We start from the raw sequence: 26,553 nt of genomic DNA, 5'->3' as shown, positions 1-26,553 counted from the left end.
GCGAACTCCGGCGAGCCAGACAACCGCCATTCATGCCGGCCTGACTGCCGGGCGGTCGTTTCGCGCCCCCGAAATCATCGACCTGACCAGCACCTCGCTCTGAAGGCCCGGAAGGCGACCGGCCCGGCCACGTGGCTTACCCCGTTGACACGATTTAAGTTGTAGGATGATATGTATAAGCATACACACCTGCATCAAAGCCGGCCCGACAATGACCATCCACGGCATCTCGCCTGACATTCTCACTGCCCTGGAGCATGTGCTGGGGCAGAGCGGCGTGGCTGCCGACGCGGCGGGCATGGCCAGATATCTCGCAGACTGGTCCGGCGATCATCGTGGCGGTGCCCTCGCCGTGCTGAAGCCGGCTTCGGTCGCGGAGGTTCAGGCCACTGTCCGGCTGTGCGGCAGGCTGGGGCTGGCGATGATCCCGCAAGGCGGCAACACCGGTCTTGTGGCGGGCGCGATCGACATCGGCGCAGGCCGGGGTGCGGTGATCATCAGCCTGGAGCGGCTGAACAAGATCCGCCTGGTCGACGCCGACAATTTCATCCTGCAGGCCGATGCCGGCTGCATCCTTCAGCACATCAAGGATGCCGCCGAAAACCGGGATTGCCTGTTTCCGCTTGCGCTCGGCGCCCAGGGAAGCTGCCAGATCGGCGGCAACGCGGCCAGCAATGCCGGCGGCGTCAACGTGCTGCGTTACGGAATGGCCCGCGATCTCATTGTCGGCCTGGAAGTGGTGCTGCCGGACGGCGAATTGTGGAGCGGCTTTTCCGGCCTGCGCAAGGACAACCGCGGTTATGACCTGAAGCAGCTGTTCGTCGGCAGCGAAGGAACGCTGGGCATCATCACCGGCGTCGAGGTCAAGCTGTTTCCGAAACCCGGCCGGGTCGAGACGGCGTATCTGGGCCTCCCCTCGTTCGAAGCTGCCATCGCGCTGTTCGGGCAAGCCCGACGCGGATGCTCGGACCTGATATCCGCCTTCGAGATCATCGGCTCGGAATGCATGGAGCTTGCGCGTCTGATCGATCCGGACGTCGTCGCGCCGGTCACCGCCCCCGTTCATGTGCTGATCGAGTTGTCGGCGAGCGCTGCCATCGACCTGCGAACGCTGCTGGTCGACTTCCTTGCCGACGCCATGGAAAAGCATCTCGTCACTGACGCCGTTCTGGCCGAAAGCGGCGCACAGGCCAAGGCTTTCTGGTCCATTCGCGAAGGGCTGGTCGAGGGCCAGGCCAAGCGCGGCTACCACGTACGCACCGATCTTTCCGTGCGCATCTCGGACATCCCCGTGCTCATCGCCCAGGCCCGCCAGTTTGTCGCGCTGGAGCATCCGGGCTGGATCCCCCAGGCCTATGGCCATGCAGGCGACGGCAACATCCATTTCAACGTGCTGCCGCCGCTCGACCTTGCCGAACCAGAGGCCCGCGCCAGGGGCGCCAGGATCACGGCCGGGCTCTACGACATCGTCAACGCCCTTGGCGGCTCGATCAGCGCCGAGCACGGCATCGGGCGCACCCGCCAGCGCGTTTACTGGGTTGGACTATCCCCCGTTCACCGCCGGCTCGTCGGCGCGCTCAAAAATGCCATCGATCCGAACAGGCTGATGAATCCCGGCTGCCTCTTTCCCTCGACGGAGACCATTTCATGAAACAAAGACTGGCTGCCATCGGCACTGTCGAGGCGCTGCCGCACAGGGTCGCAGCGTTCCTCAGCCGCGAGATCGAGTCCGGTGATCTCAATCCGGGCAGCCTGCTGCCGACGGAGCAACAGCTTTCGGAGAAATTCGGCGTCAGCCGAAACGTGGTGCGCGAGGCAATCGCGCAATTGCGCGCCGATGGCATGGTGGAGGCGCGACAAGGCATCGGCTCTTTCGTCCTGGCGCCGGAGCAGCGCGCGACGATCCGCATCGACCGCGAGACGCTGAAGGAAGGGCAGAACATGGAGCGGCTCTTTGAGCTGCGCTGCATCCTCGAGGCGGAATCAGCAGCACTTGCCGCCGAGCGGCGCGGGCAGGAACATCTCGACGCCATCAAGGCGGCTCTTGACCGCATGAGCGGCGAGGAGCGCTGGGAAGACGGCAGCATCGACGCCGACCTTCTGTTTCATCGCGAAATCGCCCGGGCGACAGGCAACAGCTATATCCACACCTTCATCTCCTTCGTCTGCGAACAGATCCGCCGCTCGATCTACTACGCGCGTCTCACCAACCCCTTGCACGACCTGGTGGAAGTCAATGTCGGTGAGCATGTGCGCATCTACGAGGCGCTGGTCGCCGGCGATCCGGCAGCCGCCGAAGCGGCGATGCGCGCGCACATCATCGGCGCTGCCGACCGCGTCGGCGTCAAGCTGCCGGCGTCGCGTGCCCAGCGGGCCGACGAAAGGAAATAGCCATGTCGCTCGGCACCGCATACCGGATTTCTGACGTCTGCCTGCTTGTCGAGGACATCGAGCGCACAGTGGCGTTCTACGTCGACAAGCTCGGCTTCCGCCTGCGCCGGCGCGCCGAGGGTTTTGCCGACTTCCATGGCGAGGGCGTGACGCTTGCTGCCTGGGAGATCGACCATATCAGTCAGCATACCGGCGTGTCGAAGCTGCGTTCGCCGCGCCATGCGCACAAGGTTTGCGTGGCGGTCAAACTCGACGCGCCCGGCGAAATCGACCGCCTCTACGCCGATCTGACGGCCAAGGGTGTGCCCTTCCAGGGCCCGCCAGGGGATTATGTCTGGAACGCGCGCTGCGCCTATTTCACCGACCCGGACGATACGCTCTGGGAACTCTACGCCTGGCTCGACGGCGGCCCCGGCGACTACCACGAAGAACGGCCGTAGACGACACCGCACCGAAGGACCGGCGCGCAATGAAGAGACAGACAAGTCTTGCAACAGGAGCGAAAAATGAGTGGGAACAAACATTACGACATGAACCGCCGCAGCTTCATGAAATCCGGCATGGCGGCCGTTGCCGCCGCATCGGCAGGGATGCAACTGGTGCTGACCCCGGGTGCGAAGGCGGCCGGAAAGGTCGTCATCCAGTATGACTGGCTGATGTCCAACGGCCAGATCGGCGACATCGCGGCCGTCGCCAATGGCTATTTCAAGGATGCCGGACTCGACGTGGAATTCAGCCCGGGCGGCCCCAACGCCTCGACAGTGCCACCGGTGATCTCCGGCGCGGCACAGCTCGGCCAGTTTTCCGAAACGCCGCAGCTTTTTGCGGCGCGCGCCAGCGGCGTACCGGTAAAGATCATTGCCTGCGGCTTCCGCACCGGCCCCTACGCCTTCACCTCGAAGGCGGCAAACCCGATCCGCGGCATCGCCGACCTCAAGGGCAAGAAGATCGGCATCCAGCCGACCGCGCGTTTCGTCATCGACGAGATCCTGGCCAAGAACGGCCTGAGCCCATCCGACGTCACCGTCGTCAATGTCGGCTTCGACAAGGCGCCACTGATGCGCGGCGATGTCGATGCCATCGGCGGCTGGATCACCAACACGCAGGCGTTGAGCGTCGTTGGCGATGATCGCATCGACCTTCTGGTGCGTGATCTCGGGCTGAATTCCTATGCCGATGTCTATTTCGCCACCGACGCCGCGATCGAAAAGGATCCAGACACGCTGGCGAAATTCATCGGCGCGGTCGCCAAGGGCTGGGGCTGGGCGCAGGCCAACCCGCAGGAGGCGGTGAAGAAAATGGTCGCCGCCTATCCGGAAATGGACCTCGGCTGGGAAGAGAAGACCGTCAACCTGGTGCTCAAGCTCTCCTTCGATGCGGCAACGGCCAAGGACGGCTGGGGCACCTTCGATCCAGCCTCCATCGAGGAGCAGTTGGCGTTGCTCGACAAGGTGGGACAATATCCGAACGGCCGGCCGGCGGCCGCCGATGTCTACACCACCAAGATCCTCGAACTTTCGGCCGCCGACCGGCCGAAGCTCGACGCGCCCGCCGCCTGATGGCGAACGCGATCGAAACCCGCGGACTGGATGTCGGCTATGGTGGCCGCCAGGCCGCCGTCAAAGTGCTCTCCGGCCTCGACCTCGACGTCGAGGCCGGATCCTTCATGGCGATCCTCGGACCTTCGGGCTGCGGCAAGTCGACCTTGCTCAGGGTGGTTGCCGATCTGCTCGATCCGCTTGGCGGCACCATCAACGTGCTCGGTGACACGCCGCATGCGGTGCGATCGCGCCGCGATGTCGGCTTCGTCTTCCAGGATTCGACCCTGCTGCCCTGGCGCACGGTGCGCGACAACGTTCGCCTGCCGCTTGGCGTCGGGCAAGGCAGCCTGACCCGCAGCATCGAGGATCGCAGCGACGAATTGCTGGAACTGATGGGGCTTGCCGGCTTCGGCGAGCGCCTGCCGCACCAGCTCTCCGGCGGCCAGCGCCAGCGTGTGGCAATCGCCCGTGCACTGCTCGGGCAGCCGAAGCTGCTGCTGATGGACGAGCCGTTCGGGGCTCTCGACGAGATCACCCGCGACCGCCTCAACGACGAGTTGCTCGCTCTTTGGCGGCGCACCGGCACGACGATCCTGTTCGTCACCCATTCGATCGCCGAAGCCGCCTATCTCGGCGAACGGGTCATCGTGCTCGCCGCCAATCCGGGGCGACTGGCCAAGGACATCGACATGCGGCCGTTCAAGCAGGATGGCAACCGCTGCTCGCGCGAAGACCCGGCGATCGTCGCCGCCATGGCCGAGCTGCGGACCGCGCTGGAGCGCGCGTCATGAGGCCGGCACCACTGTCTCCGCAGATGGCAATCGCCCTGCCCGTTCTCGGTGCGGCGTCGATCCTTCTCACCTGGCAGTTTCTGCTGCCCGCTCTCGGCGTGCCGGCCTATATCGTGCCAACGCCGACGGCGATATCAGGCGTCTTCCAGAAGAATGTCGCGCTGCTCGTCGACAATCTCAGGCCGACGCTGATCGAGGCGCTGGCCGGCTTCGTCATCGGCAATCTGGCGGCCGTGCTGCTCGCCGTTCTGTTCGTCCACAGCCGCATCCTTCAGGCGGCCTATTTTCCGATCGTGCTGTTCTTCAACACCATTCCGATCCTGGCGCTGTCGCCGATCATCACCCTGATCTTCGGGCTGGGCATGACGCCGAAGATCGTCATCGCGTCAGTGGTCTGTTTCTTCCCGACGCTGGTCAACATGATCCGCGGCCTGGATTCAGCCAGCGACAACGAGCACGAACTGTTTCGCGTGCTGTCGGCGACGCGCTGGGAGATCTTCTGGGGCCTGCGGCTGCCGCGCGCGCTGCCGATGCTGTTCTCCTCGCTCAGGATCGCGTCGGCGACAGCGGTGATCGGCGCCATCGTCGGCGAATGGATCGGCTCGGACAAGGGCCTCGGCGCGCTGATCATCCAGGCGAGCTTCAACTACCAGTCGGACCGGCTTTACGCCGCGATCGTGCTGTCGTCATGCCTGTCGATCGCGCTGTTCTGCGCCGTGGTGCTGGTCGAGCGCCGGATCATCAAATACTGAACAGGCGACCCGCTTTCACTGATTGATCAGCTGGGATTTTCCCGTTGCATCGACAGAAACGTCGTGGCCGCGGAAACCAAGGTCGAGGCGCCGACTTTCAAGGCGGCCTCGTCGACGCGAAACCTCGGATGGTGAAGCGGAAACACCGATCCGACGTCTTCATTGCGGATTCCGAGCCGAAAATAGACCGACGGGCGCTTCTCGCTGTAGTAGCCAAAATCGTCCGCGATGGTCCATCCAGGCGTGTTGAGGACATTGTCAGCGCCGATGCAGGCCTTCGCGCTGGCGACAATCAGCTCCGTCATCTCGGCGTCGTTGACGACCCCCGGTTCGCCCTTGTGGATGTCGAGTTGCACGCTGGCGCCGTGGCTCGCCGCTATCCCCTCCAGTATGGCACGGACGCGGCGCCAGGCTCGCTCACGCGTTGCGTCGCTGCCGCTGCGGATGGTCCCTTTCAATGCGACCTTGCCGGCGATCACATTGTAGGCGCTGCCGCCATTAATCCCGGTTACGGAGATGACCAGCGGATCGTAGGGGTCGATCTCGCGCGAGACGATCTTCTGCAGTTCGCTCACCATGGAGCAGGCCACGGCAATCGCATCGATGCCCTCATACGGCTTTGCCGCATGTGCCGCCTCGCCTGTGACCAGCGCATCGAACGTATCGCACGCCAGAGTATACGGCCCGGAATTCACAGCGATCTTGCCGGATGGTGTGTACGGATCGACGTGAACGCAGATGGCGGCGTCGACATCGTCGAGAAGCCCCTCTTCCACCACGCGTCTGCCGCCCGACGGCTCGTCTTCCTCGGCCGGCTGGAAGATCAGGCGGACGGTTCCGCCAAACTCATCCCGCGACCGGTGAAGATGCGCGGCAACCGCGAAGGCCATCGATGCGTGGGCGTCGTGGCCGCAGGCATGCATCACACCTGGATTGATCGACGCAAAGTCGACACCGGACGCCTCTTCGATCGGCAAGGCATCGATGTCGGCGCGTATCGCCAGCTTTCGATTTGACGGCTTGCCGGTACCGACAATGTCGACGGCCAGGCCAAAGCCCGCGACGTCGCGGATGTCGGCAATTCCCTGACCAGCCAGCATCTGCCTGAGGTAACGCTGCGTATTGGCTTCGTGGTTCGAAAGCTCCGGATTGCGGTGCAGATGGCGGCGGACCTCGATCATCCGATCGAGAATTCCGGCATCGATTTCGATCGTGTCGGCATGCGCGTCTGCCGGGGCCGCACTCTCAGGATTTGACATGGATCTCTCGCGGAAATTTCGTCAGCGTCTCATTGCCGGTTTCGGTGACCAGGATGGTCTCGCTGATCTCGATGCCCCATCCGTCCTTCCACATGCCAAGAATGGCATGAACGACGTTGCCTGATACAAGCACCGTCTTGTCGCCCGGCCTGAGGCTGATCGTGTGTTCGCCCCAATCCGGCGGATAGGCGACGCCGATGGAATAGCCGATACGCGACTCCTTCTTCAGTCCGTAGCGCTGAATGACCTTGCGCCATGCGGCCTCGACGGCTTCGGCGGTCGTTCCCGGCCTGACCGCATCGAGCACCGCGTCCATGCCCTCGATCACCGCCTTTGCCGTATCCGAGACATTTGTCGGCGTCTTGCCGAGCTGCAGGGTTCGCGCCAGCCCAGCAGCATAGCGGCGGCAGACACCGGCGAGTTCCAGGGCGATCGTCTCGTTTTCACCGAACCGCCTGTCGCTCCACATGATATGCGGCGCGGAGGCATTCTCGCCGCCGAGAATTGTTGGCGGCAAAGCGGTGATGTCACCGGCGAAGTCAGGACTGCCGGCGATCTGCGCCGCCTGGATGGCGGCAATGGCGTCGCACTCGCGAACACCCGGCGCGATCACCTCGAAGGCCCGCGAGACCGCCGCTTTGGCCAAGGTTGATGCCTTGCGCAAATACGCGATCTCGGGCGCCGATTTGACCGCGCGGATCCAGTTCACGAGGAGATCGGCATCATGCCATTTCGCATTGGGAAGTCCGGCGACAAGCCGGGCATGCCCTTTCGGGGAGAAATAATAGGCTTCGAGCTCGATGCCGATATGCCTGATACCCCAACCCTTGGCGACGATCCAGGCCGCGATCCAATCCATGGGATGGCGATCGGCACGCTGAACGTGGTCCTCCGGAAAGCCAACCACGTTCTCGGGCTTCATCCAGGCAGTCAGAAGACCGCCAGCCGCATCCATGGCGCGCCCGATCCAGACCGGCTCGACATCTTCGATTGGAACCAGCACCACCTGCGGCGTGTAGAACGACCAGCCATCATAGCCGGTGATGTAATGCTGGTTGGCAACGTCGTTGACGATCAGGAGTTCGAGACCGCGCTTCGTCATCTCGGCGCGGATCTTTCGAAGCCGTTGCTGGTACTCGTCGCGGGCAAACGGCAATTCGATCATCTTTGCTCCATGCATTGTTGGATCAACGGTTGCGGGCTCGCTCACCCTTGAAGCGGTTTCGACATCGCGGCAATCGGCCAAGGGCAGCATTTGAGCAGGTCCTAACCCGGATAGGAATCACGGGCCTGTCACCAGCCCCGGCCATGGCCACTGTTCGGCCAGCAAGGCCGGCATCAACGGCTTCATCCGTCCCGCGGCACTGGAGTTCTCCAGCTACGGCATCACCGGCAACGGCGTCGAACCCGGCAACATCCTCACGGAGAAGGGGAAGGCAACTACCAGCCGCTACGAATCGGGTGTCTTGCAGAGTGAAATGTCTTGACCCGGCTAAACGCCATTCCTGTCGTCGCGACCAGTCGAGGCAGCGACGGACGCGTTATCGCCAACCGTCATGCGATGTCCAATGGGACGGCACCCGGACTGAGCGGCGCACCAATATCAGAGACAAGCTTGACGAGCTCCGCCTGCCGCGTCGTGTTGGTCTTGGCAAAGATCCGGCCAAGGTGGGTCTTGATCGTGTTCTCACCGACCCCGAGCGACAGCGCACTCTTCTGCGTGGTCAGTCCGCCACCCACGGCCAGCAAAACCCGCACTTCCGCTGGCGTGAGATCGAACAGTGTCGTCAGCACCGCCTCCGAGGGCGGCGCGGCCGAAATTGTCGTCGAGATAAAGACGGCGGCGCATGCGGGACGGAAAGCGGCGCGCGCGGTCCCCTCGGCCAGTGGCAATACATAGGCAACGGCTGGTGGCTGGCCGGCTGCGGATAAGGGCAAGCCGATGCCGCGCGCGCCAAGCGCCGCATCGGCATGAGCGGCTCCCGATATCGCTGTCAGCAGCGCGCGAGCCGTTATCGGATTTTGTGCCTGGAGGATGCCGTTTCTGGAAAAGATGGGCTGCTGCGTCGAGAGCATCGCCTCGGCACGGCCGTTCGCATAAAGGATCGCGCCATCCTCGCTGGTAAGAACGACAGCGCATGCAAGATTGTCGAGCGTCGCGCGATAGAGACTGGCGGTCACGCGCGCCTGATCGAGCAGGTCGCCGATCAGCGAAGCGCGGCGCAAATGCGGCGAAAGGAGCGCAATAAAGCGCTGCTCCTCCGCAGTGATGGCCCCCCTGCTCGCGCGCGTCGTGAAGCTCACGAGGCCGATCCGATCCGAGGTGTGCACGAACTTGGTGACGCAGCCCTCGCGCAATCCCTGCGGGCCAGCCCAGTTCCGGTAGAAAGGTGACTGTTGAAGCTCGGCTTCGCTCATGCTCGACAATGTCGACAACGGGGTGTCGATGTCGCCGAAGACCACGGCCTTCAGACCTGGGATGTCCTCGAAGCCGTAGTCCTGCTTAGTGGGCGGCGCAAAGCAGGTTCCAGAGCGCGCCAATTCAGGTGCCCTGGCCCTGAGTAGCGTCGGCTTCCAAGACTGCTTCCAGGCGCAACGACTCAGGAAAACTTCTGCTTCAATTGAGAATTTGTTTTGACGGGGGTCAGCATGTCGGTTTGGAATAGTCTTGCAGGTGGCGCGTGGTTCACCACTTCAAACTGGACTGGCGGCGTGCCTGACGCAATCGGTGCTACAGCCGATTTCAGCAATCTCGCCGGTGCCAGCCTCACGCATCACATCGACCTGGCGGTTCAAGGTCCATTCACGGTCGGCACCTTGAATCTGGCGAGTTCCGCAATCGAGAATTATAGTCTCGAGAACGGCACACTCATCATGAACAAGGCGGGCGGTGCGCTCATCAGCGTAACGTCGAGCGGCAATCCACTGGCAAGTGTTCTGGCGTCGTCGCTGACGCTGCAGCTCAACGCGGCAACGTTGATCGCGACGACCGGAGGCAACACGACTCTCGACGTTCAGGGGCAGATTACTGGAACGGGACTGCTGACCAAATCCGGCGTCGGCACCCTGAAGCTGTCTGATGCGACCAACAACTGGTCGGGCGGAACGCAAATCAATCAAGGCATGGTTTCGTTTGGCGCCGCCGCGTTCGGAACGGGAGACATCGCGTTCGCCGGCACCAGCACGTTCCGGTCTACAGGCATCACGACGCTTGCCAACGATCTGGTCGAACTCGCCGGCGTTTCAACATCCATCAGGGCACAGACGGGCACGTCACTTACGTTGACCGGTACCTTCGCAGCGCTCGGCGGGGCCGGGACCGCGGTGCATTTTGGCAGCGCAACGGATAAGGGAACGATTCACTTTGTCTCAAGCAGCATCACCACCGATGATGCGGGCTCGCTTGCCATTGACGGCGGCACGCTGAGCGTGGGCGCGGCGTTCGCGTCCTTCACCAATGGGCTGGCCAACACCAATATCGCGGCCGGAGCGGTCCTCGACGCCAATGGCTTCAATCTGGAACTGAACCATCTGACCGGGGCGGGCGTGATCAGCAACAACGGCGCTTCCGATGTTGTCGCGAACGTCTATGAGGCCGGCAGCTCCAGCTTCTCGGGCGTTTTCGCGAATAGCTTGAGCCATATGGGGTTAAACAAGATCGGCACCGGGACCCTGACGTTGTCGGGGCTCAATACCTATTCCGGCGCAACCACTGTCTCGATCGGAACATTGCGGGCGGGAGCCGACCACGCGTTCAGCGCTGAGAGCGTTGTCACCGTAAACGCCGGCGCGACGCTCAACATCGGCGCTTTCGATCAAACGGTTGCAGGGTTGTCCGGCAGCGGCGAAGTCCGGGCCGACACTGTGACCTCGGCCACGCTGACAGTCGACCTCGAATTGGGAGCACGGACGTTTGATGGAGTGATCTCGGATGGCTCCGGCGTCTTCGGGAGCCTTAACCTGACGAAGAGCGGTGACGGCACCCAGGTGTTTGCGGGCGCCAACACCTATACGGGGGCGACAAATATAGCGGATGGTTCGCTGTATCTGATTTCCGCCGGCACAATAGCGAGTTCATCGGGTCTGGTCATCGCCGCCGGAAGCGCTCTCGACATATCCGGCATCTCCGCAAGCGGGACGACGATCCAGGACCTGATCAATCACGGGGGCATTGGCCTGTATGGCAAGTCATTGACCCTTTCGCATCAGTCGACGAATGTGACTGGTACCTTCTTTGGCGGCGACGGAGCCGACAATCTCGTCGTCAGTCTGGACGCTATGGCCGCGAACGTCAGCTTGTCGACAACAGTCTTCGCCAACAATTGGACTGACACGAGCGACGCTATCACTGTTACGGGCAACGGTCTTGCCAATACGATCACCGGGTCGTCCCACGCTGATACCATTAGTGGCGGCCTCGACAACGACGTGCTGATCGGCGGAGGCGGCGAGGACAATCTGAATGGTGGCGACGGTTCTGATACGGCCTCTTATGCAAGTGCTGCCGCAGGCGTCATTGCGAACCTCTCAAATCACAAGGTCAATACCGGTGACGCCGACGGCGACAGCTATTCCCTCATCGAAAACCTGACCGGGTCGGGCCATACGGACCAACTTTACGGCAATGATGTTGCCAATATTCTGGACGGCGGCATCGGTGCCGACACGATGAACGGTGGACAGGGCAACGACACCTACTATGTCGACAATGCCGGCGACCTTGTGGTCGATGTGATTGGCCAGGGCACCGACAATGTGCAGGCTTATGTCAGCTTCAATCTCTCCGGTCAGGAACTGGAGAACCTGCAGCTGCGCACCAGCGCCTCGATCAACGGCACCGGCAACTCCATCGCCAACATCATCACCGGCAATTCGGGCGTCAACATCCTGATCGGCCTTGGCGGCAACGATACGCTGGACGGCAACACGGGTGCCGACACCATGCAAGGTGGCATCGGCAACGACACCTATTATGTCGACAATGCCGGCGATCAGGTCATCGAGACCGTCGGCCAGGGTACCGACAATGTACAGGCCTATGTCAGCTTCAACCTTTCCGGCCAGGAGCTCGAGAACCTGCAATTGCGCAGCGCCGCTTCCATCAACGGCACCGGCAATTCGATTGCCAACATCATCAACGGCAACAGTGGCAACAACATCATCGACGGCCTTGGCGGCGCCGACACGATGAGCGGTGCACAAGGCAACGACACCTATTATGTCGACAATGCCGGCGACCATGTGGTTGAGACCATCGGCCAGGGCACCGACAACGTGCAGGCCTATGTCTCCTTCAACCTCACCGGCCAGGAGCTGGAGAACCTGCAGCTGCGTACCCCCGCCTCCATCAACGGCACCGGCAATTCGATTGCCAATGTCATCGGCGGCAATTCCGGCAACAACGTCATCAATGGGCTCGGCGGCAACGATACACTGTCCGGCGCCCAGGGTCAGGACAGCTTCGTCTTCACCACGGCGCTCAATGCCTCGACCAATGTCGACCACATCACCGACTTCTCGGTGGTCGACGACACCATCGAGGTCGACAATTTGATCTTTGCAGCGCTCGGCGGCAACGGCACGCTGACAGCCGACCAGTTCATCAAGAACACCACAGGTCTTGCCGGCGACGGCAACGATCACATCATTTACGAGACCGACACGGGCTGGCTCTATTATGACAGCAACGGTAGTGCGGCGGGCGGTTCCACCCACTTCGCCACCCTCGCCGCAAACCTGGCGCTGACCAACGCCGATTTCGTCGTGGTGTGACGCCGAATGTTAGGGATGCGCGCGCCTGCGCTACGACGGATAGTAAAAGGCGCGGGCACGGGGGCGATCTGCCTTCCACGGCCACAGCTACCTCCGAATTAAGTATTGGACTATTAACCTTAAATAAGATATCACTAAAATAAGGGAAAAACTGGGGAAGCTACCCAAAAAAGGGCGGCTGCGGAGATAAATTCGGGAGGCCTCAACCATCCGAAGTGGGTCACTTGTTGCGCAGAGCGGACTAACCGCCAGCAGCGAGCTCCGAGCTACTCCCATCACGGGGTAAAACCCCATGGTATTGTGAGGGATGTGTACCATGGTGAGCAAGTTGCCAAAAATAATAAGGCCGCCAAGTACGGCATTCTCTGCCGGCAAGCAGACGCTTATGCAGCTTGGCTCGGATGTGGCAGTGACGTGCAACGGCACTACGGTCACGCTCGCTGCTGTCACCATAGATGAATTGCTGGATGCCGATTTCGCGTTCGCCGACGGTAGCGTCGTTCGTTTCGATACTTCTAATCAGCTGACGGGGTCGGACCAAGCCGACTATTTCTATTTTCGCAACAGCAGTTCTGACGCCGTAACGGCCGGCGCCGCGGACGACACGATCGTTGTGGGAGATCACCTAGAAGCAACCGATGCCATAGATGGCGGCGGCGGCAACGACACGGTGACCGTTTCTGGCAGTCTCTCGGTCGCGCTTTCACCAACAACGATCACTGAAGCGTCAGGGATGAGCATCACAAGCGTCGCCACACGCTGTATTGGCTTCAGGCGGTTCCGGATCGCTCTGACCGGGCGAAAGCGATCCCACCCTGTCCGGTCAAAGCGCGCTTCTGTCGCTCCACACATAAGTTCTCAATGAACGATTTTCGACTGCATTGAAGTATCTGGGAGGGTGAAATGGCCGACAGGTTTGGAACCAATGGCAGCGATGTCATCAATGGCACGGCGGACGACGATTTCATGTCTGGCGGTCCCCAGGGCGGGGACCCGGCGCTCGAGACCGGGGACGACGTGATCAATGGCGAGGGCGGCAACGACACCATCCTTGGGCTTGGCGGCAACGACACGCTGACCGGGGGCGACGGCGAAGACGAACTTCACGGCGGCGCCGGCGATGACACGATGCTCGGCGGCGATGGCTCGGACGTGTTCCACGGCGGGGCAGGCAATGACACTTTTGACGGCCAGGGCGATTTCGATGACGTCTGGTACTTCGGTGAGGGTGGCCTGCAGGGGGTTGCCGTCGATCTGGCTGCCGGGACCGCGACGGATACGTTCGGCGATACCGACACGCTGACCAGCATTTCCGGCATCGCCGGATCTGATCTCGCGGACACGCTTCTCGGTGATGACGAAGACAACATTATCCGTTCCTTCCGCGGCAACGACATTGTCGACGGACGCGGCGGCAGCGACGAAGCGCACTATGCCAATGACCAGAATCTCATCTCCGTGACAGTGAACCTGGCCTTGGGCACGGCGGTGGAGGTCTATGGGGATGGCACGTCCACCGACACACTCATCGGGATTGAGCGGATCCGAGGAAGCCTCGGTGACGATTCACTCACTGGCGACGACGGGAGCAACAGAATCCGAGGTATTGCAGGCGACGATTTGATCAATGGCGCCGGCGGCCGCGACATGGCGGATTACAGCCAAGACGCGCGGTACGGCGGCAACCAGGGGGTAACTGTCAATCTAGACACAGGCAGCGCTGTCGACGGATTCGGCGACACCGACACGTTGACGGGTATTGAAGACGTTCGCGGCACCATGTTTGGCGACATTCTTACTGGCGATGATGGTGAGAACCAACTGGAGGGCGATGGCGGCGACGACACCATCAATGGCCTTGGCGGCGCCGACACGATGAGCGGCGCTCAAGGCAACGACACCTACTATGTCGACAATGTGGGCGACCAAGTCATCGACGTGACTGGCCAGGGCACCGACAGCGTCTTCAGTTCGGTCACCTTCAATCTTTCCGGCCAGGAACTGGAGACCCTGACATTGACCGGCGCGGTGTCCATCAACGGCACCGGTAATTCCATTGCCAACATCATCACCGGCAACAGCGGCAACAACATCATCAACGGCCTTGGCGGCGCCGACACCATGCAGGGCGGTCTCGGCAACGACACCTACTATGTCGACAATGCCGGCGACAAAGCCATAGACGCGACTGGCCAGGGCACCGACAACGTCTTCAGTTCGGTCAGCTTCAACCTCTCCGGCCAGGAACTGGAGACCCTGACGTTGACCGGCGCGGTGTCCATCAACGGCACCGGTAATTCCATTGCCAACATCATCACCGGCAACAGCGGCAACAACATCATCAACGGCCTTGGCGGCGCCGACACCATGCAGGGCGGTCTCGGCAACGACACCTACTATGTCGACAATGCCGGCGACAAAGCCATAGACGCGACTGGCCAGGGCACCGACAACGTCTTCAGTTCGGTCAGCTTCAACCTCTCCGGCCAGGAACTGGAGACCCTGACGTTGACCGGCGCGGTGTCCATCAACGGCACCGGCAATTCAATCGCCAACATCATCACCGGCAATTCAGGCATCAACACGCTGATCGGTCTCGGCGGCAACGATACGCTGGACGGCAAGGCAGGTGCCGACACCATGCAAGGCGGCATCGGCAACGACACCTATTATGTCGACAATGCCGGCGATCACGTGGTTGAAACCACCGGCCAGGGCACCGACAATGTGCAGGCCTATGTCTCCTTCAACCTCTCCGGCCAGGAACTCGAGAACCTGCAGCTGCGTAGCTCGGGGAACATCAACGGCACCGGCAATTCGATTGCCAACATCATCAACGGCAATTCCGGCAACAACATCATCAACGGCCTTGGCGGCGCCGACACGATGAGCGGCGCTCAAGGCAATGACACCTATTATGTCGACAATGCCGGCGACCATGTGGTTGAGACCATCGGCCAGGGCACCGACAACGTCTTCAGTTCCGTCTCCTTCAATCTCTCCGGCCAGGAGCTGGAGACCCTGACACTGACAGGCGCAGCGAACATCAACGGCACCGGCAATTCGATTGCCAACATCATCACTGGCAACAGCGGTGTAAATACACTTTTGGGCCTCGGCGGCAACGACATCTTCAGAGGAGGCCTCGGTCACGATGTTATGGATGGTGGAGATGGCCTCGACACGGCCGACTACAGCAACCAAACCGCTGCTGTTGCTGTAAGTCTAACCAAGGCCGTTGACGCTCAAGTCACGATCGGCGGGATCGCGGAAGATACTATTCGCAACATCGAGAATGTCACCGGCGGCAGTGGTGGCGACACATTGACCGGCGATGGTTTCGTCAACGTTCTCATCGGTGGAGGCGGCAACGATACAATAAGCGGCAGGGACGGGAACGACACGCTCATTGGGGGAGACGGGAATGACATCATCAACGGCAACTCAGGCGACGACAGGCTGATTGGCGGACGTGGAAATGATACGATCAATGGCAATTCCGGCCTTGACACGGTCGACTACAGTACCGACGTCAACAGCGGCGCAGTACATGGTATCGTCGTCAATCTCTGGGCTGGCGGCGCGCAACTCGGGGTGGCAGCCGATACCGCAACGGATTCGTTTGGGAATACGGATGTCGTAACCAATATCCGCAATGTCACCGGTACGCAGTTTGCGGATCAGATATTTGGCGGCGGGCATGACAACATCCTGACTGCCGGCGCGGGCAACGACGTCCTCGACGGCCACCTGGGCAACGACACACTGATCGGCGGAACTGGCAGCGACTTCTTCGTTTTCCATACAGCGCTCGACGCGTTGACCAATGTCGATACCATCACCGACTTCGCGGTGGTCGACGACACCATCCAGGCCGACAATTTGATCTTTGCAGCGCTTGGCGGCAACGGCACGCTGACGGCCAACCAGTTCGTCAAGAACACCACTGGTCTTGCCGGCGACGGCGACGATCACATCATCTACGAGACCGACACGGGCTGGCTCTACTATGACAGCAACGGCAGTGCGGCGGGTGGTTCCACCCATTTCGCCACGCTGGCCACAAACCTCGCGCTCACCAACGCCGATTTCGTCGTGGTGTGAGGAGAGCGGTTACGCCCGGCCGCTCTGCTTTCATGGCGGCCGGCGCGATCGAGCGCATTTTACATCGCGCCGCATTTTGCGCATGGCCGGTGGCTTTCGCCGGCCAAAACGCACAACTCTCGGTTCAACGGATCTGCCCAGTGGCAGAATTACAAGGATCGTGCAGTATCCCCGAGCAACCGATCCAGCGGTTCCACTCCCTGCGTGACAAGCCTCACCTGCGAAAACAGTACGGAACGCAAGCACCTTTCAAAGGTTGTTGATCAGACAACAACCGGCAGAGGGGCTGGAAATGATCAATCCGCTCAGAACCGATCACATCTTTCAGCGGGCGCACGCGCTGGCAGAAAGCGGTACCCATGGCAGTCCGGCCATCATCATCGCCACATTGGTTGCCGAGGGCTATCCGGAGGCGACCGAGCTGTTGAACTCCGACAATATCCGCGCCGACCTCAGCCGCGTCTGTGAAGCCGCCGCCAATGGGCGGCCAGCCGCACCCTATCGCACGCTTCGCCATTGACGCGGCACCGGAAGTGTTCCGTGGAATGGTGGGCGATGACGGGCTCGAACCGCCGACATCTTCGGTGTAAACGAAGCGCTCTACCAACTGAGCTAATCGCCCGCTCCGGGCCGGACCTTTAAGCGGTCGGGGTCGGCTTCGCAAGGCCAAATGAGTGCGCGACGCCCTGGTTGGAGGCCAGTTTTGCCAACAAAACGCCGGCTGTCAAAAAACCTTCTCCTGATTGCTGTTATGCTGTCCCGTCGCGCTTGACACCCGGTGGCGAACCCCTTATCCAGCGCCCCAACGACGAACACGGCTGACACGTGCTCGTCTATGCGCGGGTGTAGCTCAGTTGGTTAGAGTGCCGGCCTGTCACGCCGGAGGTCGCGGGTTCGAGCCCCGTCACTCGCGCCATTTAACTTACTGATAGTTAAATGGTTTTCGCGCTAAGTAGGCTTCGGCCATGTCAGGCAATTTTGCTCATGTAAGCAGCGGGAATGAATAGCCCGCCAGCGCTAGGCGGCAAACCCCGACCCCGATAAGTTGCGGAAATCCGGCTGAAATCCAAACGGACACGGAGGAATCGGACGATGCCGACGGTAGTGGGCTTAAAGCAGGTGTCGGCAAATCTATGGGAGATGCCCCAGCCATTGGGCATGTTCGCCGGTGACCTGCTCAAGCGCGGAATATCGTACTACCAAGCATTCCAGATCGTCGCAGAGCGCGTTGAGCCCGGACTTACCTCCGGCCTATTTCCTGCTCGCCCATGCCGTTGAGGTCGTCCTCAATCGTATCTAGTGTCGAAGGGGACTCCGAAAAGCGCGTTGGGCAAGGCGCCATTGCGGCACAACGTCGGACTAGTGTTCGCGGAATGTGAAAAGCAGGGACTTGCCGTCGCGGATCAACTGATGAAACCACTGGCAAAGCAACTCGCACACATCAATGAAAACTATGATCTGCGCTACCCCACGGGTTTCAATTTATCGATCCCCAGCCCCTCGCTGTGCATCCCAGCCGTCGACGCATTGATCGCCACGATTGCTCCTGGTGTGGAAGCAAGTGACATCAAGGCGCAGCTGCAATTTGCAGTCGACACGCGACACATTCGCCCAAGCAAAGTTCGGTGGAGCGACTAAGGAAATAGAAAAGCTTGCCACCGTGAAGCAGCGGGCCGGGATGCGCAAATTTGCTCAGGCTCAGTTATGGTCGGGCTGCTCGGGCGCGTCCCCCCCGTCAAACTCGCCGTCTTCGAACCAGACCGATTGGTCGACCTTCCCGGCGAGGCGCTGGTCGACATGATTCGTCCAGCCAAGCGATGGCTCGCTGTCCTCCCATGTTTCGCCAAGCTGACCGCCTTGGGCCTCGTCGTTGATGTCGCCCCCATGCTCGTTTTCGGCTTCGCATTCGGCGCGGCCTGGGAGCGTGGCGCGGGAGCCCGCCCAATCCTCTTGCGAGTTGCTGCCGTAGTGCGAGACCGTCAATTCGCCGCTGCGGCCCCATGGGCTTTCCCGTGACGTAGGATGGCGTTCGATAGCGCCCATCATTGGTTCGTCGTCGGCGCCGTCTTCGTCGTCGCTGTCGTCCTTTTCCAGATCGAGCGTGTTTCCGGGTCCGCAGCCGGACGCTAAGTCGTCAAGCGCTACTCCCTTTGGGGAGCCAGCTTGCGCTAGCGCCTCTTCGGCTTCGGCGTGATCGTCTCGACCCGCACCTTGTCGCGGATATCCTTTGCCGTGGCCAGCGCCTTGGCCTTGTCCTTGGTGGTCAGCACGGCCCGCCCCGCTCACGACGTGTCGCGTTCCTTCATTCGATGCTTCACTTTAGATTAGCAGGAGCGCATAAAGTTTCCAGCCGGCTGCGATGTTTCGCGAGCATCCGGTCGGTTAGGCCCGGTGCCCCCGCCCCACCCAACCAAGGTGCCGGGCCGCTCCGTCGAAACCCTCACTGCCGAAAGGCCCGCCGCTCCATTTGAGAAGCGACGGGTCGTCCTCCGCCCCGGCCCACATACTGTGGCTCTCTATCTAAGCTATTATCATATTAGAGACAGCTCAACTAAGACTGAAGTCCCTAAGTCCCGCGACCAAAGGTCGGTTTTCAGTCGCGATTGCGCTCCCGCCGGCATTGGCCTCGACCGCGCCGGAACGCCGCATGTCCATCAGCCGGCGCTTCTCCCCTGCCCCGAACACCAGCGTGCGCAGATCGGCAAAGTCGTCGACCAAAGAAACCTTGGTGTAAGGCACGCCGGGGCGCGGCCAGCCGCCCTTCGGTCCCGGTACACATCGCAGTGACGGTAAGCACCTTTGCGCTTGCCTTGAAGGCATCCTATTCTGGAGGGTAGTAGCCGCTCGTGGGCATAGAATGTCGGTACTGCCTTTCTTAAGAATCTACGCGCCGCTCAACGCGGTGCTGGCTGCGCCTGGGCTTCTGGCGGTGGCTGCGCTCACGACACCGAACATGTCCGGACGAAGCAGACTGGCTATGGCTGCCCTGCTCGCTGTCATTTGGAGCGCCTATCTTCTGCAGATGGCGGCGACGCTGCTCAAGCGCCGGGCTGGAGACGTACGAAACAGGACGCCGGCAATCGCCATTGATTTGCTCGCGGTTTTGGTTCCACTCGCCGCATTTCTGCTCGTCCGCACGCCCGACCGGAGCCTCTACTGTGCTGTCTGGCTGCTGAAACCGCTGCGCGACTCGACTTTCTTCCCGGTGCTGGGCAGGGTGCTGGCCAACGAAGCGCGCAACCTGATCGGCGTCACCACGCTCTTCGGCGTCGTTCTGTTCGGTGTCGCGCTTGCGGCCTATGTCATTGAGCGCGACATCCAACCGGAAGAGTTCGGCAGCATCCCCCAGGCAATGTGGTGGGCGGTGGTCACGCTGTCCACCACCGGCTATGGCGATGCTATTCCGCAAAGCTTCGCCGGCCGTGTCCTCGCCGGGGTGGTCATGATGAGTGGCATCGGCATCTTCGCGCTGTGGGCCGGCATTCTTGCCACGGGCTTCTATCAAGAAGTCCGTCGCGGGGAATTCGTCCGTAATTGGCAATTGGTCGCGGCCGTACCGTTGTTTCAGAAGCTCGGCCCGGCCGTACTAGTCGAGATCGTGCGCGCGCTAAGACCTCGCACTGTGCCGGCAGGCGCCGTGATCTGCCGCAATGGCGAGCCCGGTGATCAGATGTTCTTCGTCGTGGAGGGGCGCGTCAGCGTCGCGACGCCGAACCCGGTGGAGCTTGGCCCTGGCGCCTTCTTCGGCGAGATGGCGCTGATCAGCGGCGAACCGCGTTCGGCGACCGTCAGCGCCGCAACGGCGGTCTCGCTCCTATCGCTGCATGCGGCGGATTTCCAGATGCTGTGCAGCAGCAGCCCGGAGATCGCGGAAATCATCCGCAAGACCGCGCTCGAGCGGCGCGGCGCGGCACCGATAGCGTGACCGTACCAGGTGTGCAATCCCGGGCTGTAATGGTGCATCATCGATTCTGAGTCGTCAGGAGGAGCATGCGATGGCAAGGTTGCCGATGCCGGTGGTACCGCCGATAGACGTAATTGCGTAGTTGCTAATATACCCATAAATTAATCAGTGCGGCAGAAACAAACCCACCGAGAGTGGGCCGGTACGCTGCATGACTTTGGCAATTGGCGTTGGAGATCTGGTGGCGGTCACGGCCACGGTGCGCAGGCGGATTGATGATGAGCGCGTCAGCGTGTCAGTCGCGAACTATGATTGCCCGCAGTCGATACGGAGCTATGACTTTGCGCTTTCGCTCCGTACCAAGGTGCAGCGGGGAGATCAGGTCGAGCTTGCTGGCGAGGTCACCCGGATCGATGGCGAGACGGTGACAATCGACCTGGGGCCCCTGGTGACGGTCGAAATCGATATGGTCAGGCTTATCGAGAGATACCGCGGCGCAAGGCGATAAAGCGCGTTTGCCTGGCAGCACTATTCGTAACGGCGGCTCTATCTGCTCACGCGGATGTGCGCTGGAGCATGATGGCGGCATGCGAGTCGGCAGTCTGGATGACAGTCAGGATCAGGTCGGGAGTCGGGATCGTTCACCCGTATTTCGTCTATCGGTTCCTACACGCCAAAGACGATTCCGCGCGCGCCGCAACGATTGAGTACGCGACGCAGGACGACCACGGCACATTCGTCCATCATTCGGCACAGTGCTATTTTTGGCATCGCCGCCTGAGTGCGATGAGTATCGACGGAGATGTCGAGGGACACATCATCATTGATTGACCCGCTGCCGGCGTAGCGAGCCACGCATCGACTAGCAAAGCGGTCGCGCAAGAATGGTCTCCGCCTTAGATTAGCAATCGCTAAGCACTGGTGCGATAACGCCATCAGTGAGGGGATTCCCATTTAGCTGGATCCGATCTAGAATCTTGGGCATGGAAGCGATCTTTGACGACCTTTCCTACGCCCTGAGAGAGCCCCGCACCGATGTCTGGGGTTCCGTTCGTGCCTTCGCCCTCGATCTAGCCTTCAAGCTCGTTGGCGGCCTCGCCATCGGCCTTGGCATAGCGATTGGGTACGCGTTGGCCGGCTAAACTTTACGGCGCGCTGGATTTGTAGGGGTGACCTCCTGCCAGACGATGCGCCACGAGGCAGGCTCGGCCATCAGGGAACGATTTCGCCACCCATGTGTTAGAAACTGATGGACACCATGGAACCCCACGGCCACGGGATGGCGGCCGATATCTTGACGTCGGAAGTTGCCAATGCCAGGCAGCGCATCCTTCGGGCCGAGATCGCACTCGAACGCACAGAACAAATGCTGGCCGAGAATATCGGCCTGCGCGGCAAGATGCGGTGTCTGGTCGAGGCCGCAGACCGCCTGGTGAGGATCGATCCCCCCGGTTGAACCACCCAGTCCGGCGGTGCCTCGCGCCTTTGTTCGGCCGATCTCATTCCGCCGCCTCCGCTGTGGTACGCTTTATAGCCCATAGCCGACCCTCACGAGCAGCCCTTCCTCGCACATCCGGGAGAGATAGCACCTTGGCTTCCCCATGTCGGTGAGATCGCGGTCCGCACCTGCCAGCAGTGTAGGTTCGTCAGCCATGCACAAAACGCACCAGGAATCCCGGGAGCGGTCAACCTGAACGAATTCTTGCTTTCCAAATCCTTCCTGCGACTATCGGCGGGTCCGCGCGACATGGAGGTGACATAGGAGAGGATATGCGAGGAGCGCTTTTCGGCGTCGTTGTGGTTGCTGCCTTGGCCGGTTGCTCGAACGGCGAGCCTCGGTATCAAGTCTCAGAGGGCTCGATCGCGGCCTACATGAGTCCGGGCCAGTCGCAGCCGACAACCGTGTTGACAGACAGACCGCTCAGACTTGGTTCTTGGTCGCGCACCGCCACCGGTGAAATCACATGGTTGCCTCTTGCTGCACCAATGATGTTGAAATGAGGTTCTTCCGGGCCGCGGCGTTGGTTTCAGTCTTGGCCGGCTGCGCGCCCAAGGCTGACGACTCCGTCATCTACACGCTCTACCGAACCTCCGCTGCCGCCGAAATGCGGATCCATGTGGCAACCTTCGATGCGATGGAGGCAGAGGCCTACAACCGCGAGAATTGTCAAATTGCAGCCGTTCTGTTTCAGGCGCAATCGCGTATCGCTGTCCATTATTGGTGCGAGAAAGGGCGATACAGAAAATAGAGAAGCCCGCCATGTGAGGCAGCGGGCTCGAAAGTTGCTAGTGTCTCCCCCGCCGCCTGCACCGGCGCGACCAAGACGCGGATTGAAGGCAATCCCGATCCGGTGCATGTCAGCACGTCGCATATCGAGCGCGCCAATCTCACAATGCGCATGGCCAATCACCGCTTTACCCTTCACCAATGCGTTCTCAAAGAAGTTCGAAAACCATGTCAGCATGGTCGCGATCTACGCGGTTTGGTACAACTTCATCAAAATGCACAAGACTCTGAAAATGACGCCAGCAATGGCCGCTGGCGTTTCCGCAACGCTCTGGTCAATGGACGATCTTTGCGAGAAGATGGATGCAGTTACGCCGAAGCCGGGGCCGCGCGGCCCTTACAAAACGAAAGCCGTCGCCTGATGCCGATAGAAGATAGCACCGGGAGGGCCGCGTGAAACGCGCGTTTCTATTTGGGCTCGCGGCCCAGCTAATCTTCATTGGCGCGATCTTTCTAGTTTTTGATGATCTAATGCTGCCAATGACGCGGTCTCCGGTCATTGGCATTGTCGCATTGGGTTTGGGCGTCGCGAGTGCATTTTTCGCTTGGAGGGCGATCCCTCATTCGTCATGGCTGGTCAAAATCGGGATGTGGATTGCCGGCCTCCTTGCCATCTACGTGGTAATCCCCCTCATCGAAGTCGTCCTCGTGCTGATCATTCCGCTAATTTCAACCTGAGACACAACCCGAAAGTTTGAACTATTCCGCAGTCTCAGCATTGAAGCTATATTACGTCGCGGAGGCGAAGGGCGATGGATACGGTAACGTCTGCCATTATGGTGCTGTTGTCGTGCAGTCCCGATTTGATGCTATGCCGAGCGCCGGCCGCAAAGCCCATGATCTTTTCGACCACGTCCCAATGCGAAGAAGCGCTGGCTGATCGGATATCGAGAGTTCCGCACGCTGGTCAAAAAACGGTTGGACGTTGCCAGGTGATCAGAGATGAGAATGATATCGCTAGATGGGGCGTCTCGCCGAATGGCGAGCTATTTTACGCCAGCGCGACGGACGTGATCGGGACAGTAGCCTCGACCGCAACCGCTGCCCCTGCAAAGAGCGGACCTGCGACAGTGCGCGTCACGCGTGGTAACGGTTCCGGCGCGGTGACAACGTCGTACACAGTACTTAGCACCGGCTCAAATTAAACCAGAGAAAAAGCCATAAGGCAGCGGGCCATTTGGTCAGCTGTGCCGGCGGTCAGGAATTCTTATCGCCGTTTGGATTGGGCGCCGGTGCCTCTCTCACATCTCGCGGTGGCGGATCGACATGTTTCGGCTCCGGCGACGCATTCTTGTCAGGACGACGGACTTGCGTCTTCTTCGGGTCGGGCTTCGGTGGCCGTTCTATGATTTTATTTGCCATATCCATTTCTCCCATCCCTTGAAACCGGATCGCCGCTCCCTTGTTCCCATAGGCCGTTGAAAAGCCCGCCACCGTTGAGGGAGCGGGCCATTGTTTCTTAGGCGGAAACTTTCAGTTCACCGGCGAATGCGACTGGCCGAGTAGGCGCCGTGCTGCCTCCTTGGCTCCAGTAGCATTGGATATTGCGACCATCGTGTCGGCCGTCATGATGAATTTTGCAATTGGCGCCCCGTTCTTTGTCATCCTAGTCTTTTGGGGGATTATCGATGCCTTCCTGATCTCTGGCATGGTGCGAAGCGAGCCGAGGGCGTAGCTGCTGGCCGCTCTCTATGTCGCGGCTCTTTATGTCGCCGCCATCACCGTTTCCATGTTCGCTGGCGCCGTCTGGCGATATCGGCGCACGACATCGTAGGCATGTCCGCTTGCCTCCTGATGGCCGCTTGTAGGTCATCGGCTGGCGTTCCTTAGTTCGCATGCTTGCTAATATTGGCAGGCACCGCCAATCGACTCACCGCCCTCCTGATGTCAACATGGCCATATCATTCAAGTCCCAATGAGCCGCGCATGGTCGAACAGGCAATTCTTCGGAGATGGTGTGGGACGGTGCGCACTCAGATGGCTGCCGAATACTCGCGCTACGTGGCAGGGACTGGTGGCGACGAGCTTAGCGCCACCAAGGGCAATCTCGGTCACCAGATCACGCTGCGCGACCTTGGCGACGGCGTTACGGAGATATGCGCTCTGAGTTGGTGGGCCGATATGGAAGCCGTAAAGGCCTATGCGGGCGAACAACTTGAGCGGGCTCACTACTATCCCGAGGACGATCACTACCTGATCAACAAGCCGGAACTCGTCGAGCATCACGTAGTCGTCTATGGCAACCTGGTCGGCCCGTAGGACTGGCAGAATGTCACAACGACTTAGGCGGCACGTACAGGCGAATCGTGTTGTGAAACCTATTGCGATCGACCTCTCCGCGAAAACAGTTCGGCAGTGATTTCGTCTCTGTCCCCATTATGCCTGGCGATCAAGGCCAGCGCTTCCTGGCGGCCAATGTTGCCGAGCTTCATGAGGTACGGAACCTCAAACGTTCTCTTGTTAAGGCGCCATTCTGGCACGTACCGTGTTGCTGCTTTTCGCGCTGTTGTTCCATCTTGACGCATCATTTTGGCTCCTCTCCCTGATATGATGATGCAGTCGCGAATTCCGTGCCACGTCCCGCTTCGGAAGGGTATTCGAGGTTACATCTTTCGGCAGTAGCAGCTTCATGCGCATGCGCTCTGGCCCTTGCATTGGAGGGAGCGCATGCTTCGCGGCAGCCAGCACAGCGCCTCCTCGAAGCCAGACTTGGTCAGTCCCAGCGGCCGCCACTGCTAGCCCCCTAGCAAATCGCTGGGCCGCCCCGGGCTCTTGTCGCCGATCCCTTCGCTATTGCCAGCGCCTTGGACTTATCCTTGGTGGTGGGCACCGTGCGCCAATGTTGTGGCCGGTTTAGGTCCGGCTGGCATACTTCACCCTGCCCCACCGGCTGCATTGAGGACACAAAGGACGGAGATAGGCCAACTTGTCACCCGGAATATTTCCGGAACTGGTGATCGTCAGGCTACCGCCTTTGAAACCCTCCAAGCTGTAGGATTCCCAGGTGCCGCTAAGGGGCTGATCGTCTTCTCGTAGCTTCAAATACCCGGTGCGACCGCATTCGCAAACCAGCTTTTCCCGTAAGACAGTTGAGAGCACTTAGGACTGACCTTGCGATGCGGCAAACAAGCCTGATACTACCATGGGCATCTTACGCTTGCCGCCATTCATTGTGATGATTGCGGATAACGCTATCGGATAACTCTATCGAAAGTCGGTTTCCAGTCGCGACTACAGGCGGGGTTTTCTTACGGGCACGCGGGGTCTTCTTATCGTCAGGCGAGCTTTTGTTACCGGTAGCGATCTGGTTTTGGCGACAGCCAGGCTTTTCTCTCTTGCCCTCTCTAGTTCCAACAAGCTGATGTACTCCCTATTAAAGGCCTCACTGTTCTTCCGGTCCTGGCTCCTGAGATAGAAATACGGCAGCGCAAATGCCAAAATCATGACTATGCCGATCGCACCCGTCATGTGACTGCTGCCGACAATCCAACAAAAAACAGCAACCAGGCTGCCGGCTATCGCCGCCCCGGCCACACTTGCCCAGAAAGGATCATATTTAGGCGGCGGAGCAACAGAGTCTGCCCGTTGTCTGGCCTCGAAGCTAATGCGTGCAGCATCCAATCTGACAATTCCCGATATCGATTGCACTTTAGCAATTTCTAATGACACGGCAAAGCGCGCGCCATCGTCCAAAAGGCTGTATTCCGACAACTCTAGCGAGAGCGCTATAATTCAATACTCGGCGTCGCTTC

Annotated in this window: 25 protein-coding genes, 2 tRNA genes and 2 pseudogenes; 21 read left to right on the top strand and 8 right to left on the bottom strand. The window is 60.5% G+C overall.

Annotated features, from left to right (window positions below; translation table 11 throughout):
• The first annotated feature begins 211 nt into the window (after positions 1-211).
• The 6 genes from ACFSOZ_RS10415 to ACFSOZ_RS10390 all read left to right on the top strand — a co-directional run bounded on the left by ACFSOZ_RS10415 (position 212) and on the right by ACFSOZ_RS10390 (position 5,475).
• Entirely contained in the window at positions 212-1,651 is a 1,440-nt protein-coding gene (locus tag ACFSOZ_RS10415; RefSeq protein WP_379096919.1) for an FAD-binding oxidoreductase, read from the top strand.
• Positions 1,648-2,391, top strand: coding sequence for a FadR/GntR family transcriptional regulator (locus tag ACFSOZ_RS10410; protein ID WP_379096916.1), 744 nt, complete (start codon positions 1,648-1,650; stop codon positions 2,389-2,391). Before ACFSOZ_RS10415 ends, ACFSOZ_RS10410 begins: the two co-directional genes overlap by 4 nt.
• A 2-nt stretch (positions 2,392-2,393) precedes the next feature.
• Complete coding sequence (locus ACFSOZ_RS10405; protein WP_379096913.1) at positions 2,394-2,831, top strand: VOC family protein; 438 nt, start codon at positions 2,394-2,396, stop codon at positions 2,829-2,831.
• A 90-nt stretch (positions 2,832-2,921) separates the two neighbouring features.
• A complete protein-coding gene (locus tag ACFSOZ_RS10400) occupies positions 2,922-3,950 on the top strand; it encodes an ABC transporter substrate-binding protein (protein ID WP_379098146.1) in 1,029 nt (342 codons plus the stop codon).
• The gene (locus ACFSOZ_RS10395) at positions 3,950-4,723 is read left to right on the top strand and encodes an ABC transporter ATP-binding protein (protein WP_379096910.1); all 774 of its coding nucleotides are present in this window, start codon (positions 3,950-3,952) and stop codon (positions 4,721-4,723) included. The genes ACFSOZ_RS10400 and ACFSOZ_RS10395 overlap by 1 nt, the downstream gene beginning before the upstream one ends.
• Positions 4,720-5,475 (top strand): ABC transporter permease, encoded by a 756-nt coding sequence (locus ACFSOZ_RS10390; RefSeq protein WP_379096907.1) that lies wholly within the window; start codon positions 4,720-4,722, stop codon positions 5,473-5,475. The genes ACFSOZ_RS10395 and ACFSOZ_RS10390 overlap by 4 nt, the downstream gene beginning before the upstream one ends.
• Positions 5,476-5,501: 26 nt before the next feature.
• Here the strand turns inward: ACFSOZ_RS10390 and ACFSOZ_RS10385 are convergent, their stop codons facing one another.
• Both ACFSOZ_RS10385 and ACFSOZ_RS10380 read right to left on the bottom strand, forming a co-directional pair.
• The gene (locus ACFSOZ_RS10385; RefSeq protein ID WP_379096904.1) at positions 5,502-6,734 is read right to left on the bottom strand and encodes a M20 metallopeptidase family protein; all 1,233 of its coding nucleotides are present in this window, start codon (positions 6,732-6,734) and stop codon (positions 5,502-5,504) included.
• Positions 6,721-7,899 carry a M24 family metallopeptidase gene (locus tag ACFSOZ_RS10380; RefSeq protein ID WP_379096901.1) on the bottom strand — a complete coding sequence of 393 codons (1,179 nt, stop codon included), beginning with the start codon at positions 7,897-7,899 and terminating at the stop codon, positions 6,721-6,723. The genes ACFSOZ_RS10385 and ACFSOZ_RS10380 overlap by 14 nt, the downstream gene beginning before the upstream one ends.
• Positions 7,900-8,020: 121 nt before the next feature.
• Here ACFSOZ_RS10380 and ACFSOZ_RS10375 point away from each other — a divergent pair.
• Positions 8,021-8,182: pseudogene (locus ACFSOZ_RS10375) on the top strand (SDR family NAD(P)-dependent oxidoreductase); the annotation flags it as partial.
• Between the two features lie 106 nt (positions 8,183-8,288).
• Here ACFSOZ_RS10375 and ACFSOZ_RS10370 read toward each other — a convergent pair.
• On the bottom strand, positions 8,289-9,275 hold the full coding sequence (locus tag ACFSOZ_RS10370; RefSeq protein ID WP_379096898.1) for a LuxR C-terminal-related transcriptional regulator: 987 nt from the start codon (positions 9,273-9,275) through the stop codon (positions 8,289-8,291).
• 171 nt (positions 9,276-9,446) lie between these two features.
• On the opposite strand from ACFSOZ_RS10370, the gene ACFSOZ_RS10365 reads away from it, so the two are divergent.
• From ACFSOZ_RS10365 to ACFSOZ_RS10350, 4 genes are all read left to right on the top strand, one after another.
• Positions 9,447-12,506: a beta strand repeat-containing protein gene (locus ACFSOZ_RS10365; RefSeq protein ID WP_379096895.1), complete on the top strand. Its 3,060-nt coding sequence runs from the start codon at positions 9,447-9,449 to the stop codon at positions 12,504-12,506.
• A 316-nt stretch (positions 12,507-12,822) separates the two neighbouring features.
• Positions 12,823-13,371: a hypothetical protein gene (locus ACFSOZ_RS10360; RefSeq protein WP_379096892.1), complete on the top strand. Its 549-nt coding sequence runs from the start codon at positions 12,823-12,825 to the stop codon at positions 13,369-13,371.
• Between the two features lie 38 nt (positions 13,372-13,409).
• Positions 13,410-16,610 (top strand): hypothetical protein, encoded by a 3,201-nt coding sequence (locus ACFSOZ_RS10355; RefSeq protein ID WP_379096889.1) that lies wholly within the window; start codon positions 13,410-13,412, stop codon positions 16,608-16,610.
• A 292-nt stretch (positions 16,611-16,902) separates the two neighbouring features.
• Entirely contained in the window at positions 16,903-17,130 is a 228-nt protein-coding gene (locus ACFSOZ_RS10350; RefSeq protein ID WP_379096886.1) for a hypothetical protein, read from the top strand.
• Positions 17,131-17,156: 26 nt separating this feature from the next.
• On the opposite strand, the gene ACFSOZ_RS10345 is transcribed toward ACFSOZ_RS10350, so the two are convergent.
• A tRNA-Val gene (locus ACFSOZ_RS10345) sits at positions 17,157-17,232 on the bottom strand.
• Positions 17,233-17,449: 217 nt separating this feature from the next.
• Between ACFSOZ_RS10345 and ACFSOZ_RS10340 the strand changes: the two genes are divergently transcribed.
• Positions 17,450-17,526, top strand: a tRNA-Asp gene (locus ACFSOZ_RS10340).
• Positions 17,527-18,020: 494 nt separating this feature from the next.
• Positions 18,021-18,248 (top strand): hypothetical protein, encoded by a 228-nt coding sequence (locus ACFSOZ_RS10335; RefSeq protein WP_379096883.1) that lies wholly within the window; start codon positions 18,021-18,023, stop codon positions 18,246-18,248.
• Between the two features lie 60 nt (positions 18,249-18,308).
• Here the strand turns inward: ACFSOZ_RS10335 and ACFSOZ_RS10330 are convergent, their stop codons facing one another.
• A complete protein-coding gene (locus ACFSOZ_RS10330; RefSeq protein WP_379096880.1) occupies positions 18,309-18,656 on the bottom strand; it encodes a hypothetical protein in 348 nt (115 codons plus the stop codon).
• A gap of 501 nt (positions 18,657-19,157) precedes the next feature.
• The gene (locus tag ACFSOZ_RS10325; protein WP_379096878.1) at positions 19,158-19,349 is read right to left on the bottom strand and encodes a hypothetical protein; all 192 of its coding nucleotides are present in this window, start codon (positions 19,347-19,349) and stop codon (positions 19,158-19,160) included.
• A 118-nt stretch (positions 19,350-19,467) separates the two neighbouring features.
• Here ACFSOZ_RS10325 and ACFSOZ_RS10320 point away from each other — a divergent pair, with 118 nt between their 5' ends.
• Together ACFSOZ_RS10320 and ACFSOZ_RS10315 are read left to right on the top strand one after the other, a co-directional pair.
• Entirely contained in the window at positions 19,468-20,535 is a 1,068-nt protein-coding gene (locus tag ACFSOZ_RS10320; protein ID WP_379096875.1) for a cyclic nucleotide-gated potassium channel, read from the top strand.
• A 220-nt stretch (positions 20,536-20,755) separates the two neighbouring features.
• A complete protein-coding gene (locus ACFSOZ_RS10315; RefSeq protein WP_379096872.1) occupies positions 20,756-21,022 on the top strand; it encodes a hypothetical protein in 267 nt (88 codons plus the stop codon).
• Between the two features lie 158 nt (positions 21,023-21,180).
• On the opposite strand, the gene ACFSOZ_RS10310 is transcribed toward ACFSOZ_RS10315, so the two are convergent.
• On the bottom strand, positions 21,181-21,396 hold the full coding sequence (locus tag ACFSOZ_RS10310; RefSeq protein WP_379096869.1) for a hypothetical protein: 216 nt from the start codon (positions 21,394-21,396) through the stop codon (positions 21,181-21,183).
• Between the two features lie 101 nt (positions 21,397-21,497).
• Here ACFSOZ_RS10310 and ACFSOZ_RS10305 point away from each other — a divergent pair, with 101 nt between their 5' ends.
• The 6 genes and pseudogenes from ACFSOZ_RS10305 (at position 21,498) to ACFSOZ_RS10280 (ending at position 25,060) form a co-directional block, all read left to right on the top strand.
• Complete coding sequence (locus tag ACFSOZ_RS10305; RefSeq protein ID WP_379096866.1) at positions 21,498-21,656, top strand: hypothetical protein; 159 nt, start codon at positions 21,498-21,500, stop codon at positions 21,654-21,656.
• A 107-nt stretch (positions 21,657-21,763) separates the two neighbouring features.
• Positions 21,764-21,970: a hypothetical protein gene (locus ACFSOZ_RS10300; RefSeq protein WP_379096863.1), complete on the top strand. Its 207-nt coding sequence runs from the start codon at positions 21,764-21,766 to the stop codon at positions 21,968-21,970.
• Positions 21,971-22,478: 508 nt separating this feature from the next.
• Positions 22,479-22,763, top strand: coding sequence for a hypothetical protein (locus ACFSOZ_RS38725; protein WP_465264457.1), 285 nt, complete (start codon positions 22,479-22,481; stop codon positions 22,761-22,763).
• A 45-nt stretch (positions 22,764-22,808) separates the two neighbouring features.
• Positions 22,809-23,163: pseudogene (locus ACFSOZ_RS38720) on the top strand (IS1 family transposase); the annotation flags it as partial.
• 31 nt (positions 23,164-23,194) lie between these two features.
• Positions 23,195-23,479, top strand: a complete 285-nt coding sequence (locus ACFSOZ_RS10285; RefSeq protein WP_379096855.1) for a hypothetical protein — start codon at positions 23,195-23,197, stop codon at positions 23,477-23,479.
• Positions 23,480-24,778: 1,299 nt separating this feature from the next.
• Positions 24,779-25,060 (top strand): hypothetical protein, encoded by a 282-nt coding sequence (locus tag ACFSOZ_RS10280; RefSeq protein WP_379096853.1) that lies wholly within the window; start codon positions 24,779-24,781, stop codon positions 25,058-25,060.
• A 972-nt stretch (positions 25,061-26,032) separates the two neighbouring features.
• Here ACFSOZ_RS10280 and ACFSOZ_RS10275 read toward each other — a convergent pair.
• Entirely contained in the window at positions 26,033-26,494 is a 462-nt protein-coding gene (locus tag ACFSOZ_RS10275; RefSeq protein ID WP_379096850.1) for a hypothetical protein, read from the bottom strand.
• Positions 26,495-26,553: the final 59 nt, after the last annotated feature.

This window comes from Mesorhizobium newzealandense, from assembly GCF_042682145.1.
Classification (GTDB): Bacteria; Pseudomonadota; Alphaproteobacteria; order Rhizobiales; family Rhizobiaceae; genus Mesorhizobium; species Mesorhizobium newzealandense.
This window is presented reverse-complemented; position numbering and strand designations above follow the sequence as displayed.